This is a genomic window from Streptomyces sp. NBC_01264, from assembly GCF_026340675.1.
GTDB lineage: Bacteria > Actinomycetota > Actinomycetes > Streptomycetales > Streptomycetaceae > Streptomyces.
The window spans coordinates 5,345,624-5,363,882 of the sequence record NZ_JAPEOX010000001.1 but is presented as its reverse complement, the minus strand read 5'-3'; the positions used below and the strand labels follow the sequence as shown (position 1 = coordinate 5,363,882).

At 74.4% G+C, this 18,259-nt stretch carries 17 protein-coding genes; 8 read left to right on the top strand and 9 right to left on the bottom strand.

Annotated features, from left to right (window positions below; genetic code table 11):
• Window positions 1-246 precede the first annotated feature (246 nt).
• Window positions 247-840, top strand: coding sequence for a hypothetical protein (locus OG435_RS24995; protein WP_266879913.1), 594 nt, complete (start codon window positions 247-249; stop codon window positions 838-840).
• Here OG435_RS24995 and OG435_RS24990 read toward each other — a convergent pair.
• The 3 genes from OG435_RS24990 to OG435_RS24980 all read right to left on the bottom strand — a co-directional run bounded on the left by OG435_RS24990 (window position 809) and on the right by OG435_RS24980 (window position 3,611).
• On the bottom strand, window positions 809-1,291 hold the full coding sequence (locus OG435_RS24990) for an SRPBCC family protein (RefSeq protein ID WP_266879911.1): 483 nt from the start codon (window positions 1,289-1,291) through the stop codon (window positions 809-811). The genes OG435_RS24995 and OG435_RS24990 overlap by 32 nt on opposite strands.
• Window positions 1,292-1,363: 72 nt before the next feature.
• Window positions 1,364-1,891, bottom strand: coding sequence for a DM13 domain-containing protein (locus tag OG435_RS24985; protein WP_266882048.1), 528 nt, complete (start codon window positions 1,889-1,891; stop codon window positions 1,364-1,366).
• Window positions 1,892-2,126: 235 nt separating this feature from the next.
• Window positions 2,127-3,611: a vanadium-dependent haloperoxidase gene (locus tag OG435_RS24980; RefSeq protein WP_266879909.1), complete on the bottom strand. Its 1,485-nt coding sequence runs from the start codon at window positions 3,609-3,611 to the stop codon at window positions 2,127-2,129.
• Between the two features lie 245 nt (window positions 3,612-3,856).
• Here OG435_RS24980 and OG435_RS24975 point away from each other — a divergent pair, with 245 nt between their 5' ends.
• From OG435_RS24975 to OG435_RS24965, 3 genes are read left to right on the top strand one after another with little or no spacing between them, the layout of a single operon-like run.
• Window positions 3,857-4,480: a metal ABC transporter ATP-binding protein gene (locus OG435_RS24975; protein ID WP_266879907.1), complete on the top strand. Its 624-nt coding sequence runs from the start codon at window positions 3,857-3,859 to the stop codon at window positions 4,478-4,480.
• Window positions 4,477-5,355, top strand: a complete 879-nt coding sequence (locus OG435_RS24970; protein WP_266879905.1) for a metal ABC transporter permease — start codon at window positions 4,477-4,479, stop codon at window positions 5,353-5,355. Before OG435_RS24975 ends, OG435_RS24970 begins: the two co-directional genes overlap by 4 nt.
• Entirely contained in the window at window positions 5,310-6,137 is an 828-nt protein-coding gene (locus OG435_RS24965; RefSeq protein WP_266879903.1) for a metal ABC transporter solute-binding protein, Zn/Mn family, read from the top strand. The genes OG435_RS24970 and OG435_RS24965 overlap by 46 nt, the downstream gene beginning before the upstream one ends.
• A 51-nt stretch (window positions 6,138-6,188) precedes the next feature.
• Here OG435_RS24965 and OG435_RS24960 read toward each other — a convergent pair whose 3' ends face one another.
• Window positions 6,189-7,913: a class I adenylate-forming enzyme family protein gene (locus tag OG435_RS24960; protein ID WP_266879901.1), complete on the bottom strand. Its 1,725-nt coding sequence runs from the start codon at window positions 7,911-7,913 to the stop codon at window positions 6,189-6,191.
• Window positions 7,910-9,748, bottom strand: coding sequence for a CoA transferase (locus OG435_RS24955; RefSeq protein WP_266879899.1), 1,839 nt, complete (start codon window positions 9,746-9,748; stop codon window positions 7,910-7,912). Before OG435_RS24955 ends, OG435_RS24960 begins: the two co-directional genes overlap by 4 nt.
• A 158-nt stretch (window positions 9,749-9,906) precedes the next feature.
• On the opposite strand from OG435_RS24955, the gene OG435_RS24950 reads away from it, so the two are divergent.
• Complete coding sequence (locus OG435_RS24950) at window positions 9,907-11,100, top strand: acyl-CoA dehydrogenase family protein (protein WP_266882046.1); 1,194 nt, start codon at window positions 9,907-9,909, stop codon at window positions 11,098-11,100.
• Window positions 11,101-11,277: 177 nt separating this feature from the next.
• Here the strand turns inward: OG435_RS24950 and OG435_RS24945 are convergent, their stop codons facing one another.
• The 3 genes from OG435_RS24945 to OG435_RS24935 form a co-directional block, all read right to left on the bottom strand.
• Complete coding sequence (locus OG435_RS24945; protein ID WP_266879897.1) at window positions 11,278-12,084, bottom strand: hypothetical protein; 807 nt, start codon at window positions 12,082-12,084, stop codon at window positions 11,278-11,280.
• Window positions 12,085-12,291: 207 nt separating this feature from the next.
• Entirely contained in the window at window positions 12,292-13,365 is a 1,074-nt protein-coding gene (locus OG435_RS24940) for a sugar ABC transporter permease (RefSeq protein WP_266879895.1), read from the bottom strand.
• A gap of 20 nt (window positions 13,366-13,385) precedes the next feature.
• Window positions 13,386-14,489 carry an MFS transporter gene (locus OG435_RS24935; RefSeq protein WP_266882044.1) on the bottom strand — a complete coding sequence of 368 codons (1,104 nt, stop codon included), beginning with the start codon at window positions 14,487-14,489 and terminating at the stop codon, window positions 13,386-13,388.
• Window positions 14,490-14,812: 323 nt separating this feature from the next.
• Between OG435_RS24935 and OG435_RS24930 the strand changes: the two genes are divergently transcribed.
• Window positions 14,813-15,676 carry a hypothetical protein gene (locus OG435_RS24930; RefSeq protein WP_266879893.1) on the top strand — a complete coding sequence of 288 codons (864 nt, stop codon included), beginning with the start codon at window positions 14,813-14,815 and terminating at the stop codon, window positions 15,674-15,676.
• Between the two features lie 266 nt (window positions 15,677-15,942).
• A complete protein-coding gene (locus tag OG435_RS24925; RefSeq protein WP_266879891.1) occupies window positions 15,943-16,569 on the top strand; it encodes a sigma-70 family RNA polymerase sigma factor in 627 nt (208 codons plus the stop codon).
• Window positions 16,570-16,639: 70 nt separating this feature from the next.
• Here OG435_RS24925 and OG435_RS24920 read toward each other — a convergent pair whose 3' ends face one another.
• A complete protein-coding gene (locus tag OG435_RS24920) occupies window positions 16,640-17,029 on the bottom strand; it encodes an SHOCT domain-containing protein (RefSeq protein WP_266879889.1) in 390 nt (129 codons plus the stop codon).
• Between the two features lie 113 nt (window positions 17,030-17,142).
• Here OG435_RS24920 and OG435_RS24915 point away from each other — a divergent pair, with 113 nt between their 5' ends.
• Complete coding sequence (locus OG435_RS24915) at window positions 17,143-18,246, top strand: sulfite oxidase (protein WP_266879887.1); 1,104 nt, start codon at window positions 17,143-17,145, stop codon at window positions 18,244-18,246.
• The last annotated feature ends 13 nt before the right edge of the window (window positions 18,247-18,259 follow it).

The window sequence follows — 18,259 nt, the reverse complement described above, 5'->3', positions numbered from 1 at the left end:
AGCCAACGCTTACCAACGCTCTGACCTGCTGCTACTGCGGTTGCAGCAGGTCGAGTCGCGTCCCGGACCTCATTCGGGACGAAGAGGTCGTGGGTTCAAATCCCGCCACCCCGACTTCGTAAGACCAGGTGAGAGCCGGTGCAGAGCAAATTGCACCGGCTCTTTCTGTGTGGTGGGTGTCGTGCCGCGTTCATACCTACAGGTGGTTGTAGGTGGCGATCGCCTGGGGTGCGGTACTCATCCCTCATGCCGGAGAACAGCGATACAGCGAACGGCGGAGCCCGCGAACGCCGTACGCAGCGGGCGACGATCCTTGCCGCTCTCGGAGGAGCTCTGATCGGGGCCCTCGCCGGGTTCGGGGGCAGTGTGCTCGTCTACACCGAGGCCAAGCACGCCCGCCAGGACGAGGCCGCGGCGCGGCGGGTGGAAGACGACGAGCGGCGGGCGGACATCCGGCGGGGTGCCTACGTCGACCTCTCCGCCAGCACGAACAAGTTCGTCACCCAGGCCTCGGAGCTGCTGATCATCAGCCTCGACCCCACCAAGACCGACGAGGACAGGATCCGCCTCTTCGACGAGGAGTACGGACCGGCCAACATGGACCTCGCGCGGGCCACCACGACCGTGCGCCTCGTGACGACGGAGGCCGGCAAACGGGACCTGGACGAGATCGGCACCCACTATCTTCATGCGGGCAAGCTCGTCAACGACACCTATGCCGCCGCAAGCCTCGAAGGCATCGACGCCCAGAAGATCCACCAGGAGTTCCTCGGTGCGGTGCGGCAGCAGCTGGCCGCGTTGCAGAAGTTCATGGACAGGGCGGCAAGCGAGTCGCTGTAGGGCGCGCCCACGGGTCCGGGGTGGGGGTGCCGCCCTCCGCGCGCTCGGCCAGGCGGTCGATGTAGTGCTGCCAGAGTTCCGCGTGTGCCTCGCAGGCCTCCGAGGTGGGCAGGCCGCTGTGGATCAGGTGGAGCAGGGTGCCTGTGGGGGTGGGTTCGAGGGTGATCTCCACGCGGGTGGAGCCGGTCGCCATGGGTGTGCCGCCCTCCCAGCCCCAGGTGAAGACGAGCCGGGCCGGCGGGTCGAGCGTCAGGAAGCGGCCGGACGCCACGTTCTCCCCGGTGACCCGGGTGCGGTACGGGCCACCGGGCTCGAAGGAGAACGTGCCGTCGGCGCCCATCCAGGACAGCCATTCGTCGCGGTCGGTGAAGAATCCGAAGACGGTTTCCGGGCGGGCCGCGATGCGGCGCTCCAGCGTGACGGTGTCCATCGGGGTCGCGGGAGTGGTCATGGGGCCATGTTCGCGCGGCGAGGCCGTGAGGTGGTGGTGGCCAGGCCGTCTCTTCAGGAACTTGCCGGTGTGTCACACGGTCGTGAGGGGCGCCGCGCCGAAGGAGACGTCGAAGCGGTCGCACCAGATGGTGACGCTGCCGTAGTCGGAGGGGTTCAGGTCGGCCGGGAGCGCGTAGTTCTGGTCGCCCTTGTTGCCCTTGAGCTTGCCCAGGCTGACGTACTTGCCGTCGTCGAAGACCCGCCAGCCCGCCACGCCCTCCTTCACCGGGGCGTCCGTGAGCCAGACCCGCAGGTCGGGGCCGTTGCTGGTGTCGAGGTTCTCCAGGCGCAGGGTGTGCGAGCCGTCCGGGAGCCGGATGATCTTCGCGGTGCCCGTGGTGGTGTGCTCGTGGCTGATCAGCGTGCCCTGGGCGAGGGTCCGCGGTGTGGTGGGAGTGGTGGACGTGGTGGACGTGGTGGGCGTGGTGGGCGCGGCCGCGGCCGGGGCCGCCGCCGGGAGGGACTCGTGGACCGTCGCGTCCTGCCAGAGCTTCCATGGCTGGAACCAGTACAGGCCGACGGCGAGGAGGAGGGCCGCCGGGAGGGCGAGGACCGTCAGGAGCCTGCGTACGGCGCCCCGCTTCTTCGCCGGGTTCTGCTGCTGGTGCTGCGTCACTTGTCGTGGCCCTTCTCGCGGGTGGCCGTCCGGCCGTCAGGGGAATTCAACCCGCGGGCGGGGGGGTGGGGCCAGGCCCGGCCGGATGACGAAAGGCTTACGTCATCCGGCCGGGTGGGGCCGTACCCGTCAAGTCGGGCCCGTCAGGTCGGGCCCGCGGGTCGGCCGGTCAGGCGGCTTACAGGGTGCGCAGCTTCGTGGTGAAGACCTGGTTCGCGACCTTCTCGCCCAGGGCGAGGCCGTCCGTGGCGTCCCACGGGTAGTGGACGCCGAGCCAGATGCGGCTGTCCGCGTCCTCCTTGCCGGCCGCGCTGAAGCTGGTGAAGTGGCGGGTCTTGACCGGGGCCTGCGGTTCGTCGGTGGTGAGGTCGAAGGAGATGGTGTCGCTGCCGAAGTAGCGCTTCATGACCCCGGCCCAGGCGCCGCCGAAGGAGGCGTGGCCGGAGACGTACGCGGGGAAGCAGGGGCTGACGTTGACACCCGTCGGGCTCTTCAGCAGCGGCTTCCACTGGGGGTCGAGGCCGCCCTCGCGGATCGCCGAGACGGGCCGCCACAGGTCGATGGGCGTGGCGAACTTGGCGTCGCGGACCGCGATCCCGGTGTCGGCCATCGCGAGGGAGACGAGGGCGAAGAGGCGGGCGTTGGCGTAGACCCCGAGGCCGCGGGCCTTGGCGACCTCGCGGGTGGCCTGGAGCATGTGGCCCGGCGGCTTGTAGGTGCCGTTGTTGTCGTTGGCCCAGAACCAGGCCGCGGCGAGCTGGTCCGGGGTCCGGTTGATCACCGGGGTGGCCGCGGTGGGCTTGCCGGCGCCGGCCGTGCGGACCGCCTCGACCTGCTGCTTGTACGCGTCGCTCGCCACCAGGGCCTCGTACGAGCCGTACTGGGTCAGGGTGGTGGGGCGGAACTGGGAGCCGGAGCCCAGCGAGAACGGCTTGACCTGGCCGTAGAACGGGCTGACCGCGTCGCTGTCCTCGTCGCAGGAGGCGTCGGGCATGTCGGGGTAGCTCGTCGGCCGCCAGGCGCCCGGCTTGTTGTCCCCCACGTAGACCTGGGGGTTGTCGGAGCCGTCGCCGGTGCGGGCGTCGGTCATCTGCTTGACCATCGTGCCGACCACGGAGAGGTCGAGGAAGTCGCCGGCGGTGGGCTCGGTGCCGAACCGCTCGCGGAAGCGTGCGTCGAGGTACTGCGTCTGGTCCGCGTAGCGGCTCTGCTTGTTGCCGTAGAGGCCCAGGAGGATGTTGTACGCCGTCCGGCCGATGACGCGTTCCTCCTCGTCCGGGCCCTCGATCCAGCCGACGTAGCTCACCGCCTGGAGGTACGGCTCCGAGGTGATCTTTCCCTTCCACTTCAGCTGGTACGAGGACTCCGCGTCGTAGATCGCGGCGTTCATCATCGCGGCCGATCTGGCCATCGGGACGGGCCCGCCGCCGACCCGGCGGAAGACGTTCTGCAGCACGTCGTTCCAGTAGTGCACGGGGTCGGCTATCGACTGCGCCGGCAGCGCGGCGTGGGCCGGCTGCGGGGCGGCGGCGAGGAGGGTTCCGGTCGCGGCCAGGACGACGGCGGCCGCCAGCGCGCGGTACTGGAGTGCGCTGCTGCGGGTGACGCTGCGGCGGGCCGCGCTCCGCAAGGTGCGGCGAGGGGTGCGGACGGTCTCGGACATGGCTCGACTCCCTTTGACCAAAGGCATGTTGATCACCAGGCGTGTTGATCACCACGGGAGGTGGCGGCGTGATCATGGCTCCCGGCGGGCCCGGGCGCTTGTAGAAAAAGGAACGCCCGAGCGGAATGGCCGGTCCCGCCCGGCTGGACGGCGCGAACCCGCCTGCACCCGGCCGGAACCGCGGGCCCCCTCCGCACGACCAACTCCACGCGGAAGGGCGACCGGTGACAGCGGAGGGGCGTGGGATGGGCGGGCTGGACGTGCGGATGGAGGGGGTGGGCTGCCGGCACGGGCGGGTCGAGGCCGTGTCCGGCGTCGACCTGGAGATCGCCGCGGGCGAGCGCGTCGCACTGACCGGCACCAACGGATCGGGCAAGACCACCCTGCTGCGCGCCGTGCTCGGGCTGCACCCGCAGGTCAGCGGGAAGATCCTGGTCGGCGGCCGCGAGGGCGACCCGGCCTGGCGGCGGCGGGCGTGCGCGTGGATCCCGCAGAAGCCCGCCGCCGGACGCTTCCCGCTGCTGGGCGGCGAGCTCCTCGCCAGCAGCGGGGACCCGCGCGGGGCCGCCGAGGCCGCCGACCGGCTGGGGGTGGGGCCGCTGACCGGGCGGCCCCTGCACACCCTGTCGGGCGGGCAGTTGCAGCGGATGTACCTGGCCCGGGCGATCGGCTGCGTGGCCGCGGGGGCCGGCGTACTGCTCGCCGACGAGCCGACCGCCGCCCTGGACTTCGCCGGGCAGGACGAGGCCGCCGACGTCCTGGCGGCGCTGCCCGTGACGCTCGTCGTCGTCACGCACGACCGCGCGCTCGCGGAACGCTGCGACCGGGTCCTGGAGATGGCCGCCGGGCGGCTGCGGGAGGTCCGGTGAGCGCCGTCCTGGCCGCGGGCGCCGACCTCGGCACCCTGCTGCAACTGGCCCCCGTGCAGCGGGCGGGCTTCGCCCTGCTGCTGGCCGCCGTCGGGCTGCCCGTGATCGGTGTGGTCATCGTCGGGCTGGACATCATGCCGGTGCGCTTCGCGATGATGCACGTGGCGCTGCTGGGCATCGCCGTCGGACTGCTCACCGGGCTGGATCCCATGCTGTGCGCGCTGGTGGCCTGCGCCCTGGCCGGAGCCGGGGTCGCCCCGCTGGCCCGGACCCCGGACGGGCTGTCCGGGGCGATGGGGCTGCTGATGAGCCTGGCGATCGCCGCCGCGCTGCTGCTCCTCGCGGTCTCCGGGGTGAACGCCTCGGGCGCGTTCGCGCTGCTGTGGGGCTCGATCCTGTCCGTCGGCGGCGCCGATCTCGTGGTGCTCGGCGTGCTGGCCGTCCTCGTGCCCGGCCTGTTCTGGTGGCGGCGGCGCGAGGTGGCGCTGCTGCTGTACGACCGCGAGCTCGCGCAGTGTTCGGGCGTGCCGGTGCGGGCGCTGACCACGGTCCTGCTGGTGCTCGTCGCGGTCGCGGTCGCCGGAGCCATCAAGCTCACCGGCGCCCTAATGGTCGACGCGCTGACCCTGCTGCCCGCCCTGGCCGCGCGCCGGCTGGGCACCTCGCTGAAATCGATCACCGGGTGGGCGGTGGGGATCGGCGTCTTCGTGAACCTGACCGGCTTCCTCGTCGCCCTCCGGCTGGACTGGCCCCCCGGGCCCGTCCTCGTCCTGACCGCGGGGGCGCTCGTCCTCGCGGTGCACCTCGTACCCGAACGGAGAATCAGCTCATGGCGCCGCGAACCCGCGTCCGCAGCACTTCCCTCCTCGCACTGAGCACGGCACTGGGCCTGGCACTGGCCCTGGTGACCGGCTGCGGCGACAGCGACACCGAGAACAGCGGGGGTGGTGAGGACACCGCCAAGGGCCGCCGACCGGTCGTCGTCGTGACGACCACCTGGGAGGGCGCCTTCGCCAAGTCCGCGGGTGCGCAGGACGTCAAGGTGATCGTGCCGCAGTCCGTGCACCACGCTCCCGACTACGACCCCAAGCCCTCCGACCTCGCCGCCGTCGCCGGGGCCGACTTCGTGCTGTACGCGCCGTTCGAGCCGTACGCCGCGAAGATCAAGGAGGCCGCCGGGTCGAAGGCGAAGCTGGTGGAGGTGAACCTCGACAACGACGCCGACAAGGTCAAGGCCGAAGTCGCCCGACTGGGCGCGATGTTCGGCACGCCGGACACCGCCGCGAAGTGGGCGGCGGACTTCGACGTCGAGTACGGGCGGGTCGCCAAGGACGTCCAGGCCGCCTGGCCCGGCGGCAAGAGCCCGGCCGTCGTGAGCCAGGTGTTCACCGCCTGGGCGGCGAAGCTGGCGGGCGCCACCACGGTGGGCACCTATGGCCCCGAGGCGGTGACCCCGGCGCAGCTGGCCGAGCTGTCGGCGAAGAAGCCCGCGCTGGTCCTGGACAACGCGCACATGTCGACCGGGACCGTGCTGCCGGACTCCGGCGCGCAGCAGGTGCGGATCGTCAACTATCCGGGGAAGGACCTGGACCTGCTGCCGGTCTACCGCAACGCGGGGGCCGAGCTGAAGAAGGCCATGGGCAAGGCGGCCCCGTAGTCAGGAGCCGGGCAGGGCGGGGCGGTCGCTTCAGGGCCGCCCCGCCTTCGTCTACGCGCCCACCCCGGCGGGCGTCCCTGCGGGCGTCCCCGTGGTGAGGACGGCGGTCGTGGCGGCTCCGCCGGCCCGGGCGCGCAGCATCGCGCGGTCGGGTTTGCCCGCCGGGGTAAGGGGGAGTTCCGTCAGCAGCAGCAGGCGTTCGGGGTGCTTGTGCCGGTCGAGGCCGCGCAGCGTGAGGTGTCCGGTCAGGGAGTCGAGGGTGGGGGGCTGCGCGCCCCGGGGGACGACGCAGGCGGCGAGGCGTTCGCCCATCACCTCGTCCGGGACCCCGACGCAGACGACGTCACGGACGAGGGGGTGGGAGGAGAGCTCCCGTTCCACCTCGGCGGGGCTGATGTTGGCGCCGCCGCGGATGACGATGTCCTTGAGGCGGCCGACGACGTGGAGGACCCCGTCCTCGTCGATGAAGCCGAGGTCGCCGGTACGGACCCAGCCCTCGGGCGTGCGGTAGCGGGCGTCCAGGTCCGGGGAGGCGACGTAGCACATGGGGGTCATGGGGCCGCAGGCGATGATCTCCCCGATCGCCCCGTCGGGGAGCCGCTCGTGCGTCTCGGTGTCGGTGATCCGGATCTCGGCGACCCGGGGGTCGGGGCGGCCGGCGGCGATGCCCGTGCCCTCGGGGTCCGAGGCCGTCGCGCCCAGTCCGGTGTGGCAGTTGACCCCGTCGGCCGAGCCGTAGAGGTTGACGACCGGACAGCCGAAGGCGCGGCTCGCGCTCTCGGCCGTGGTCTCGTCGAGGGGGGCGCCGCCGAGGATCAGGGCGGTGGGCGACGGAAGCGGCCGCGCATCTGCGGCGACATCGTCGGAGGCCTCCGCCTCCAGCCGGTCGAGCATCATCCGGATCATCGTGGGCACCCCGAGGACGTGCGTGGGCCGGTGTTCGCGCACCGCCGCGAGGGCCGCCTCCGGCGTGAAGTGGTCGAGGACGATCAGGGTTCCGCCGTGCCGGGCGAGGGTGACCGCGGTCCCGCTGGAGCCGAAGGCGGAGGCGAGCGGGACGAGGAACAGGCAGCGCGGCGGCGTCCCGTTGGGCATCAGCGAGGCGAGGAAGTTGCCGCGGCCGCCGGCGAGGGCGTTGTGGGAGTAGGCGATCATCTTCGGCTCCGCCTCCGAGCCCGAGGACACCAGGATGCGGGCGGCGCTGTCGGGGTCGGGCCGGGACGGGACGAAGGCGGCCGGGTCGGAGCGCAGCAGCGTCGCGAGGCGGATCGTTCCCTCGGGCTCCGTGCCGGCCGGTCCGCCGGCGGCGACGACATGGCGCAGCGCGGGCAGTTCGGGGGCCAGGTCGCGCAGTTCGGCCGCGTGGCGGTGGCCCCGGTGCTCCACCGCGGCGATCACGGCCACGGCTTCGGCGCGGCGCAGCAGGCAGCGGGCCTCCTGGGCGCCCCGGCCGACGGGGAAGGGCAGGGCCACCGCTCCGAGGGCGGCCAGGGCGAGGTCCGCGATGACCGCGTCGCGGCCGTTGGGGAGTTGGACACCGACCACGTCGCCGGGCCGTACGCCGAGCGATGCCAGGCCGGTGGCCAGACATCGCACCTTGCGGTCGAGCGCGGTGTAGCAGAGCTTGCCCTTGGAATCGATGACCGCGGTGTGGTGCAGGTCGGAGATCTGGCGGGCCCGGAAGAGGCTGTAGAGGTCGAGGTCGGGGCAGGTTCCGTCGACCGCCCACGAGCGGCGCAGGCCCACGGGCAGCAGATCGTGCAGGGCGACGGTCATACGAAGCTCCAGGGGTCGGGAACGGCGGGGGCACCGTGCGCGTCCCGGCTGATCGAGCCGGCGAAGCGCGGGTCGTGGTGCAGGTCGGTGAGGTCGGTGGTGACGGCGGTCGCGGCGAGGCCGCGCGAGCGCAGCGCGCGTAGGGCGTCCTCGGTGGACAGCTCCGCCAGCCCGGGGGTGGCCGCCGCCGCGCGGGCGTCCGCGTCGGCCGGGGCGATCCAGCCGTCGGCGGTGCGCAGGGGCGTACGGAAGCCCGCCGGCCGGCGGCCGGGCTCCCCGCGCCGGGCGCGGAGCAGGGCCGGGGCGGTGAGCAGGTCGGCGGCGCCGAGCAGCGAGGAGTCCACGCGGACCCCGCGTCCGGTGCGCTCGCGCAGCAGCAGCCCCGCGAGGACCGCCTCGGCGCCGAGCAGCCCGCCCAGCACGTCGAGCAGGGTCATCAGGGAGGGCGCGGGCGCTTCACCCTCGGGTCGGGCCGCCTCGCCGACGCCGGTGCGGGCCTGGACCATGAAGTCCGTGCCCATCGGCGGATCGGCGATCCGGTCCGTGCCCCAGCCGCCGGTGTACGCGTACACGAGCGCGGGATTCACCCGCGCGAGGTCGGCGGCGTCCAGGCCGAGCTCCGCCGCCTTACCCGGGGCCCAGTTGTGCAGGAACACATCGGCTCCGGCCGACAGCGCGGCCAGCCGCAGCCGGTCGGCGGGCGACTTGATGTCGATCTCCACGGCGTGCTTGCCCCGGTTCAGGGCCAGCCAGCGGGCCGAGATCCCCGAGCAGGCGGGCGGCATGCCGCGCAGCGGGTCACCGCCCGGCGGCTCGATCCGGATCACCTCGGCGCCGAGCAGCCCCATCAGATGGGCGGCGAGCGGCGCCTGGACGCGACGGCCCGCCTCCAGGACGGTCATACCGGCGAGGGGGCCGGGGGTGGAGGGCGGCGCTTTCGGCTGGGCGCGGCCACCGGGGCCGTACGGGGCCAGGGTCCAGGGGGCGGCTCCGTCCTCCTCGGCGGCCCGCTCGGCCAGACTGCGCAGCCGGCAGACCTCGGCCCCCGAGCCGGCCGCCGCCTCGCGGATCCGCTGCCAGCCGTGGGCCCGGGTGGTGGCGTGCAGTGCTCCGGGGAAGGGCGCGCACGCGGTGGCGTACCGGAACTGGAAGGGCCGCCAGCCCGCCCGTACCGCGTCGGCGGGGGCGTCCAGGGCGCGCCAGAACCCGGCCCAGGCACCCGGATCCAGGGTCTCCAGCTCGAAGAGCGTGCCGTCGGCGGCGGTGAAGGGCGGGCCGCCGGGGGCCAGTTCGGCGGCTTCGCCCTCGTCGGCGCCGCTCGCGGCGAGGTACTGGGACACGACCAGCAGCCCGGCCCGGTCCACGTACGTGTGCGGCTGCGCGGCGGCGCCCTCGCACCCCCTGGCCCGGGCCAGCAGGGCGGCGAGCAGGCCCTGCGTGGTGAGGACGGCCGTCGCGGCGGTGGCGTAGTCCACGGCGAGCCCCCGCGGCAGGCCGTCGCGGCGGCCGTGCACGGCCATGATCCCGGTCGCGGCCTGCACGGTCGCCTCGTCGGTGACGGCCGGCAGCGCCGCCCCCGCCGAGGACCAGGCGACGGTGGCGGTCGCGCGGGCGGAGAGGCCGGAGTCGGTGCCGGAGCCGGTGTCCTCCAAGGTGACGCTGGCCGGCCCGGTGTCGCCCCGGACGCCCCCGTCGGCCTGTCCGGCATCCGGGCCGACGGCTCCCAGCAGCCTCAGGTGCCCGGCCACCGGGCCGGCGAGTGCGGGCGGTCCCGAGGTGGTGAAACGCAGCCCGTCGAGCGGCCGAGCGGTCTGGGTGACGGCGGGTGACGCCATGCCTCTCCTCATCTCCCGGCCCGGCGGTCGGCCGGCGCCGCAGGTGGTCCCGTACGGGAACCAAGGGGCGGGCCCGCCCGACCAGTTCCACGGGAAGGCAGTCGCACTGCCGTTCCCACGGGTTCCCGGCGGGCTGGAGGAAAGTGGTGGAGAGCCGAGTGGCGCAGGAGGAAGGCAGCGCGACGCGCGTTCCACGCGAACCGGACTGCGCGGAGCCGGAGTTGCGGAACCGGGTGGCGGAGTTCGTACGGGAGCGGGTGATGCCCCGCGAGCCCGTCCTCGACGCGGGCGGCCCCGCCGCCGCGGCGGCCCTGCGCGAGCTCCAGGCCGCCGCGAAGGAGGCGGGCCTCTGGGCCCTCCCGCTCCCCGGGGAACTGGGCGGCCAGGGGCTCGACCTGGCGCGCTACGCGCGGCTCGCCGAAGCCGAGGGGGCGAGCGACCACGGACCGGCGGCGCTGGGATCGGCGCCGCTGCTCGACGCCACGATGCTGTGGCGGCACGGCGGCGAGCGGGTGCGCGCGCTGTACCCGCGCCGGCTGACGGTCGGCGAACTGCGCGCCTGCTACGCCATGACGGACCCGGAGACCCCGGGCACGGATCCGTACCTCACCTCCACGCGCGCGGTGGAAGAGCCGGACGGGAGCTGGACCCTGAGCGGCCGCAAGTGGTTCACCTCGCACGCCGCCGAGGCCGATCTGGTCACCGTACTGGCCCGCACCGACGGGCGGCCGGGCGACCGTACGGGGCTGTCGCTGCTCGTCGTCCCCACCTCCTCCCCGGGCTTCCGGGTGGTGCGGGAGCTGCCGGTGCTGGGCGCGGCCGGGCAGTGGGAGATCGAGTTCGACCGCGTGCACGTGCCCGCCGACCACCTCCTCGGCGCACGCGGCCGGGCCCTCGCCATCGCCGCGGAACGCCTCCAACTGGGCCGCACCCTGCGGTGCCTGCGCTGGCTGGGCCAGGCGCAGCGCGCCTTCGACCTCATGTGCGCGCGCGTGAACTCCCGTACCGGATCGCGCGGCCCGCTCGGTAGCCACCAGCTGGTGCAGAGCCACGTCTTCGAGTCGCTCCTGGTGCTGCGCTCCACCCGGCCGCTCGTCCACGAGGCCGTCGCCGCGATCAACGCCGGGCGGGACGCGCACGTGGAGGTGGGCCTGGCCAAGGTGGCGGCAGCCCGCATGCTCCAGCAGGTGACCGACGCCGCCATCCAGATCCACGGCGCGGCCGGGCTGGGCCCCGACACCCCCCTCCCCGCCCTCTACCGCTCGGGCCGCACGGCCCGGATCCTGGACGGCCCGGACGAACTGCACATCACGTCGGTGGCGCGGAGGGTGCTGGGGGGCCGGTCGACCTAGGTCGTCTCTTTCGGATCTTGCCGGCCGAGTCCGCGGCGTCTGGTGCCGTGCCTGGGCGTGCTGCCGGGGCGCTCGCGTACTGGACGTACGCGGTCGCCCCGGCAGTGCGGCCAGGCGCGGTGCCAGGCGTCGCGGGCCCGGCAAGATCCGAAAGAGACGACCTCGGTCGTCGCGGCGTCAGGCGTGGCAGCGCAGGCGGACCAGGATCGTGTCGCCCGGAAGGGACGCGAGGTACGGCTCGCTGCCCGGCCATGCGCCGGGCAGCGGACCTTCGTGGGGGCAGAGGTCCGGGTCGCAGGTGGCATGCAGGGCATTGCCGTCCGTTTCGACCCACCAGCCGTCCAAGGTGAGCACGTTCGTGTCCGGCGGGGACGAACGGGTGAACTCGCGGATGTAGGCGTCCCGATCGCCGTCGTAGTCGATGACGGGGTGTTCCGACGGATTCGGGAACCCCAGGGACTCCATGCCGAGGCTGTGGGGGTGCCCGAGGTAGGCGTGGATCAGCGGCTGGGAGCGGTAGTCGGCGAACATGCCGTCGCCCCACCGGTCGTCCGGGTACGCCGTGGGGTCGTTCCACCAGCGGTCCAGGAAATCCGCGAGCGGCAGGGCCGGGGGATGCACGGCGGACAGCCGGTGCCACAGGTCCCATGACTCCGCGACCGCGCGCTCGGACGCGGCGAGCGGCCGCGAGAAGTCGAGCAGGGCGCGCGGCCCTCCGGCGCAGATCCCGGGGGCATTGGGGCAGGGCGTGCCGTCGTCCCACGACGCGTCGTGGAGGAGTCCCGGGTCGTTCTCGTGACCGGAGGCCACGGCGAACCCGCTGCCGTCGCAGCCGCCGGTGATGGTGCGCCAGTCCCACAACTGCCGGTCGACGGGGTTGTCGCTCGTGTCCAGGTAGAAGGGGGCGAGAGCCTCGTCGAGGGCGCCCTCGATGTCGTCCGCGGCCTCGGCCGGCAAACAGACGGTCAGTCGTAGGCGGGCCATCCACCCCTCCTCGTTGCGTCCAGGACGCTGTCGTAGCGGCGGACAGCATCGCATCCGGCCGGGCGGCGGGCTGCGGGCGGGGCCTGCGGGCGGATCCCGAGGGCGGGTGCCTGCGGGCGGATGCCTGCGGGCGGATCCCGAGGGCGGGTGCCTGCGGGCGGATGCCGAGGGACGCCGCCAACCGGCGCGCAGTCCCGCGGGGCGCCGTCACACGGCGCGCAAGTCCGCCGCTCCGGCCAGCCCGGCCAGCCCCAGCGCCAGGAAGAAGTCGCCCCACACCAGTTGGTGGCGGACGGCGATCCCCTTCTCCGCGTCGTAGCAGCCGTTCAGCAGCCTGCCCCCGGAGAGGTGGTGGTCGACCAGGTGCTCCAGGATCCCGGCCGCGCGCCGCGCGTACACCGCGGCCCGGGGGCCGGGCAGCAGGGACAGCTTCAGGAGCGCGACGGCCGTGACCGCCGCGGCGGAGGTGTCCGGCGGGCCGTCCGGACGTGCCGCGTCGGCGGGCGGTACGAGGGGTGCGCCCGGCCCCGCCCACGCGTCGGCGAGCCGCTCCGCCAGGGCCTGCGGGTCCCCCGGCAGCCATGCGGCGACGACCGGCCGGTGCAGTACGTCGGCCAGCGCGAGCAGCAGCCAGGCCGGTCCCCGGCTCCACCCCGGCGCCGGCTCCGCGCACTCCCGCCAGCCCGTCTCCGCCGCGTAGGACCAGGCCGGTACGAGGTCACGCGCACGGCAGACCTCCGTCCCGGAGCCGGGCAGGCACAGGGACAGGTGGCGCTGGAGATGCGAAGCCGCGGCAGCCGGGCCGACCGTGGCGAGCAGGGAGACCGTGCCCGGCAGCCCGTCCACCCGGGCCAGCAGCCGGGGACCGCCGAAGGCCGATCCCCAGGGCAGCAGCCCGAGTTCCCCGTCCACCGCCGCCAGACAGGCTCCGGCCGCCCGCGCACGCAACTCCCGTACCCCGGCGTCCTCGACGGCCAGGGCCGTCCCGTACCAGAGGATCAGCCCGCGCGTGGAGGTGTCGGCGTCCACCCAGCCGGCCAGCCGCGCGGTGCACGCGGACGCGGCGGCCCGGTCGGCCGCGGCCCCCGTGTGCCGGGCCCTCAGCCACAGCAGCCCCGCCCAGAACCCGCCGGCCCAGGAACCCCGGCCGGTGGTCGTCCACCGCCCCGTATCCGGTTCCGCGTACAGCGGGAACCGGCCTTCCCCGGCCTCGGCCGCCGTGACGGCCACCTGCGCGAGGATCTCCGCGAACGCCCGCTCCGCCCACGGATCCGGCCGCACGCCACCCGCTCCCCCACCGGTCACCGTCCCCGCACCGCCCAGGTCAGCCCGACGGCGCAGGCCGCGCCGAACTCGGCCGCCACCAGCAGCCAGCCCGTCCCGTAGTGGCCGGCGTTCGCGAGGGGGCCGAAGAGGAGGGGGCCGACGGCGAAGCCGGTGAAGAAGCCGACGGCCACGAGGGCGGAGTCCTGCCCGGCCCGGCCGGGGGCCGAGCGCTGCATCACCAGGACCATCGAGACGGCGTTGGCCGCTACCGCGAACACCCCGACGGCCACCGCGGCCACCCACACCAGGGGCCGTACGGTCGAGGCCGCGACCAGCAGGGCGGCCGCCCCCACCGCTCCGGCGGCCAGGGCTCCGGGCAGCCACTCGGCGCGCCCCGGCCGGGCCGCCTTCGACCAGCCGACCCGCCCGGCGATGCCCGCGACGCCGAGCACCGCGACCAGCGCGCCGGCCGCGGTGGGACCCATGCCGAGCCGCTGCGCGCCGAAGAGGGCCGCGTAGGTGTTGACCGAGGCGATCCCGCAGCCCAGGAACAGGGAGAACACCGCCAGCCAGGCGATGTCACCCCGCGGGACGAGCGGGGCGCGGGGTCCGGCCGGGGCCGCCCGCGGGTCCGCGGGCAGGGCGCGCCGGGCCCACAGCGCCGCCAGCGCGGCGGTGGCGGCGGCCGTCCACACCGCCCCGCGCCAGCCGATCCCGCCGGCCAGTGCCGTGAGCGGCAGCCCGGCGGCGAAGGCGCCCAGCTGGACGCCCGACTGCTTCATGCCGGTCACCGGCCCCCGGCGGCCGGGAGGCACCGCGGCGAGGATCGCCTTGTTGGTCGCGGGATTGGCCAGGGCCTGGGGCAGTCCGCCCAACGCGACGGCGCCGAGCAGGAATCCGGTGCCGGGCGCGGCGCCGATCAGCGCGAGCGCCGCCGCGGACACCGACAGCAGGAGTACGAGGGACCGGCGCGGCCCGATCCGGTCCACCAGCCTCCCGCCGAGCGGCGACAGTACGGCGGCGGTGCCGAAGCCGACCGTGGTGGTCCAGCCGAGCACGGCGGGCGACACCCCCAACTCCTCCACCAGGCGCGGGCCGAGCGCGCCGAGGAGGAAGAGCTGCAGCATGGAGAAGGCCATGGCGCCGGTGAGCAGAGCCGTCAGGCCGCCGGCCGGGCCCCGCCCGGTCACACCTGGCGCTCCGGACGCTCCGGACGTCTTCGCCGACCCGGTCCGGTCCGCCACCGCGCGCCCACCCCGCTCTCCCTGCTCGCTGTCTGGCTCAGCCCTCGGTCACGAGTCCTCGGCCCTGAGTCCGGGACAGGAGTCGGATGAGTGAACGTCCGAGTTCCCAGGACCTGTTGTGGTGTGCGCCACACCACAGGAGGACTCGATTTCAGGCCGATGAGAAAACCTGATGCCCTCTGTCGCCCCCGCCCGGCCGGTGCAACGATGGCCCCGCCATGACACCGGGTCGATGTTGCCGAGCCGTACGGGCCGCGATGTTCGCGGCCACCTGCGTGCTGCTCTCGTCCCTCGGGCACATCCTCATGTCGGGGACCTCCGTCCCCTGGTGGGGGATGACCGCGGCGTTCGCCGGCACCTCGGCGGCCGGCTGGATCCTCGCCGGGCGGGAGCGCGGCCTCGCGGCCGTCGTCTCCGCGACCGTCGGCGTCCAGGCCGCCCTGCACGGCGGGTTCTCGCTCGCCCAGGCCGCGGCGGCGCGGCCGCGGGAACCCGATGGCGCCTTAGCCTCCCTGACCTCCCCGACCTCCCCGACCTCCCTGACCTCCCTGGGCCGCCGCTGGGCCCAGTACCTCCTCTGCGATGCCCCCTCCATGCTCGGCCCGCAGGCAGCTCCGCCACCGGGTGCCGGCGCCGCCGCCCGGCACGTCATGCAGGCCGACGTGCACGGGATGGCCTCGATGACCGGGATGGCCGGTTCGAGCGGCATGCACGGCATGCACGGGGTCCACGGGTCGCACGCCATGGCCGACGGATCCGCGTCCCTGGCGGCCGCCCTGTCGGTGCCGAGCGCGCACGCCATGGGCTCCATGTCACCGGCGGGCATGCTCGCCGGACACCTCCTGGCCGCTCTGGTCTGCGGTCTCTGGCTCGCGCACGGCGAACGCGGCGCCTTCCGCGTCCTGCGGGCCGTCGCCGCCCGGTTCCTCGTACCGCTGCGCCTGTTCTTCCGGCTCCCCGCGCCCGCCCACCGGCCCCGCGTCCGCCGTCCCCGGGACCACCGGGTCCGGACACCCCGCAGGCTGCTGCTCGCCGACGCCCTCACCTCACGGGGTCCACCTCACGGGATCGCTGTCGTCTGACAGCCGGCTCCCCGACGCGCCACGGGCACCAGCACCAGTTCCCGTACCCGTACCGCGCCTCGGGCATCGGTCATGCCGTCCGGCAGGCCGTACCACCCGTTCCCCGGCCCCTCGATGCCCGCGCTCCGGGCCCTCCGGGCGCACGTGGGTCACCTCTGCCACCGCCGGCACGGCGCTGCCCGGGCGGCCCTCGATCCCCGTGACCCCGACGGCCCCGCGCGCTCACGGCATCGGATCCGGCCGGATTCCCCGAAGGACTCCAGGCGATGACCGCTGCCCTGCTCACCCGCCCGACCACCACCCCCACACCCCCCGTCACCCCCGCCCGCCGCACCGCCGGCCCCGACGAGGCCGTCACGCTCCTCGCGCTGGCCGCCCGTGACGGGGACCCCGTCGCGGTGGACCGGTTCGTACGCGCCCTGCAGCGCGACGTACGCCGCTACGTCGCCTACCTCAGCGCGGACCCGCAGTCCGCCGAGGACCTGACGCAGGAGACCTTCCTGCGCGCCCTCGGCAGCCTCCACCGCTTCGAGGGCCGCTCCTCCGCCCGTACCTGGCTGCTCTCCATCGCGCGGCGCACCGTGGTGGACAGCCTGCGCCACAAGGCGGCCCGCCCCCGGATCGCCGACAGAGACGACTGGCAGACCGCGGCCGAGCAGAGCCAGCCCCGCGGCGTACCCGGCTTCGAGGACGGCGTCGCGCTCGCGGAGCTCCTGGCGGCGATCCCCGCGGAGCGCCGCGAGGTCTTCGTGCTCACCCAGCTCATGGGCCTGCCGTACGCGGAGGCGGCGCTGATGCTCGGCTGTCCGATAGGCACCGTCCGCTCCCGCGTGGCCCGGGCCCGCTCGTCCCTGATCGACCTGCTGGAGGACACGGAGCCCGCCACGGCCTGACCCGGAACGCACGGACGGGGGCCGGACCGCGATCGCGCGGTCGGCCCCCGTCCGGCGGGGTTGAACGTCCTCAGGTCAGGAGCTTCTGCTTGGCCTTGTCGAACTCCTCCTGGGTCAGGTGGCCCTGCTCCTTGAGGGAGGACAGCTTCGCGAGTTCCTCCGCCGGGCTGCTGCGGGGGCCGGCGGCCTTCTGGACGTAGTCCTGGAAGGCCTTCTCGTTCGCCTGCGCCTGCTTCACGTCGCGCTGGCTCATGCTCTTGCCGCGGACGATCAGGTAGACGAGGACGCCGATGTAGGGCAGCAGGAGCACCAGGATCAGCCAGCCGGCCTTGCCCCAGCCGTGCAGCTCGTGGTCCCTGAAGATGTCAGTGATCACCTTGAACAGCAGGAAGAACCACATGACCCACAGGAAGAGCCACAGCATGGTCCAGAACAGGTTGAGCAGTGGATAGTCGTCCACGCTTCACTCCGATCACATAAGGGACAGATCAATTCATACCGCCCGCCGAACCGATCCGCACGCGGAGTAGCGGCGGAGTAGCCGGTCCGCCCCCGCCGCGGGACCATGAGGCCATGGAGGAGCGCCCGCTCACCGGGATCAGCCCCCCTGGCCGGATCGCCGCCCCGGGCGAGGGCATCGGTCAGGACGAGCTCGCGCTCGCCGCGCGCAACCACGGGCTCCCGCTGGAGGCCCTGCGGTACGAGGTCACGCCGGCCGGGCTGCACTACGTACTCGTGCACTACGACATCCCGGACACGGGCACCGGCGCCGACTGGCGCCTCACCGTGCGCGGCCGCCTCCGCACCCCCCTGGAGCTACGGCTGCGCGATCTGCTCACCCTGCCCTCCGTGACCCGGCGGGTCACCATGGAGTGCGCCGGCAACGGGCGGGCCCGGCTGTCCCCGCGGCCGGTCAGCCAGCCCTGGCTGGTGGAGGCGGTGGGGACGGCCGACTGGACGGGGGTGCCGCTGCGCGCGGTGCTCACGGAGGCCGGGGTGGCGCCGGACGCCGTGGAGGCGGTGTTCACGGGCGCGGACCACGGGGTGGAGCGGGGCGTCGAGCAGGACTACCGGCGCAGCCTGCCGCTGCCCGTCGGCGAGGACGTGCTGCTCGCCCACGCGATGAACGGCGGGCCCCTGCCGCCCCAGCACGGGCATCCGCTGCGGCTGGTCGTGCCCGGCTGGTACGGGATGGCCCACGTGAAGTGGCTGCGCGACATCGAGCTGGTCGGCGCGGCGTTCGGCGGCTACCAGCAGGCCACGGCCTACCGGGTCAGGCAGAGCGCCGAGGAGCCCGGCGAGCCCGTCACCCGGATCGCCCCGCGCGCCCTGCTGATCCCGCCCGGATTCCCCGATTTCATGTCCCGCACGCGGGTCGTCCGACCCGGCCCCGTGCGGCTCGCCGGGCGCGCCTGGTCGGGTTACGGGCCGGTCGTGCGCGTGGAGTTGAGCACGGACGGGGGCGGCGGCTGGGCTGACGCCGAGGTGCTGCCGCAGGGCGGGCACCCGTACGCCTGGCAAGGCTGGCACGCCGACTGGACGGCGGCGCCAGGCCGTCACACCCTCCTGGTCCGCGCCACCGACGCCTCGGGGCGCACGCAGCCGCCGGGGCAGCCGTGGAACCGCGGGGGCTTCGGCAACAACCAGGCGCAGGCCGTCTCCGTCGTGTGCCGCTGAACCCTGTCGGCCA

Coding starts and splice junctions, on each gene's coding strand:
- OG435_RS24955 (WP_266879899.1), bottom strand. CDS start 9,748: ATGGCGTCACCCGCCGTCACCCAGACCGCTCGGCCGCTCGACGGGCTG.
- OG435_RS24935 (WP_266882044.1), bottom strand. CDS start 14,489: ATGGCCTTCTCCATGCTGCAGCTCTTCCTCCTCGGCGCGCTCGGCCCG.
- OG435_RS24975 (WP_266879907.1), top strand. CDS start 3,857: ATGGGCGGGCTGGACGTGCGGATGGAGGGGGTGGGCTGCCGGCACGGG.
- OG435_RS24965 (WP_266879903.1), top strand. CDS start 5,310: ATGGCGCCGCGAACCCGCGTCCGCAGCACTTCCCTCCTCGCACTGAGC.
- OG435_RS24960 (WP_266879901.1), bottom strand. CDS start 7,913: ATGACCGTCGCCCTGCACGATCTGCTGCCCGTGGGCCTGCGCCGCTCG.
- OG435_RS24925 (WP_266879891.1), top strand. CDS start 15,943: ATGACCGCTGCCCTGCTCACCCGCCCGACCACCACCCCCACACCCCCC.
- OG435_RS24995 (WP_266879913.1), top strand. CDS start 247: ATGCCGGAGAACAGCGATACAGCGAACGGCGGAGCCCGCGAACGCCGT.
- OG435_RS24930 (WP_266879893.1), top strand. CDS start 14,813: ATGACACCGGGTCGATGTTGCCGAGCCGTACGGGCCGCGATGTTCGCG.
- OG435_RS24990 (WP_266879911.1), bottom strand. CDS start 1,291: ATGACCACTCCCGCGACCCCGATGGACACCGTCACGCTGGAGCGCCGC.
- OG435_RS24945 (WP_266879897.1), bottom strand. CDS start 12,084: ATGGCCCGCCTACGACTGACCGTCTGTTTGCCGGCCGAGGCCGCGGAC.
- OG435_RS24980 (WP_266879909.1), bottom strand. CDS start 3,611: ATGTCCGAGACCGTCCGCACCCCTCGCCGCACCTTGCGGAGCGCGGCC.
- OG435_RS24915 (WP_266879887.1), top strand. CDS start 17,143: ATGGAGGAGCGCCCGCTCACCGGGATCAGCCCCCCTGGCCGGATCGCC.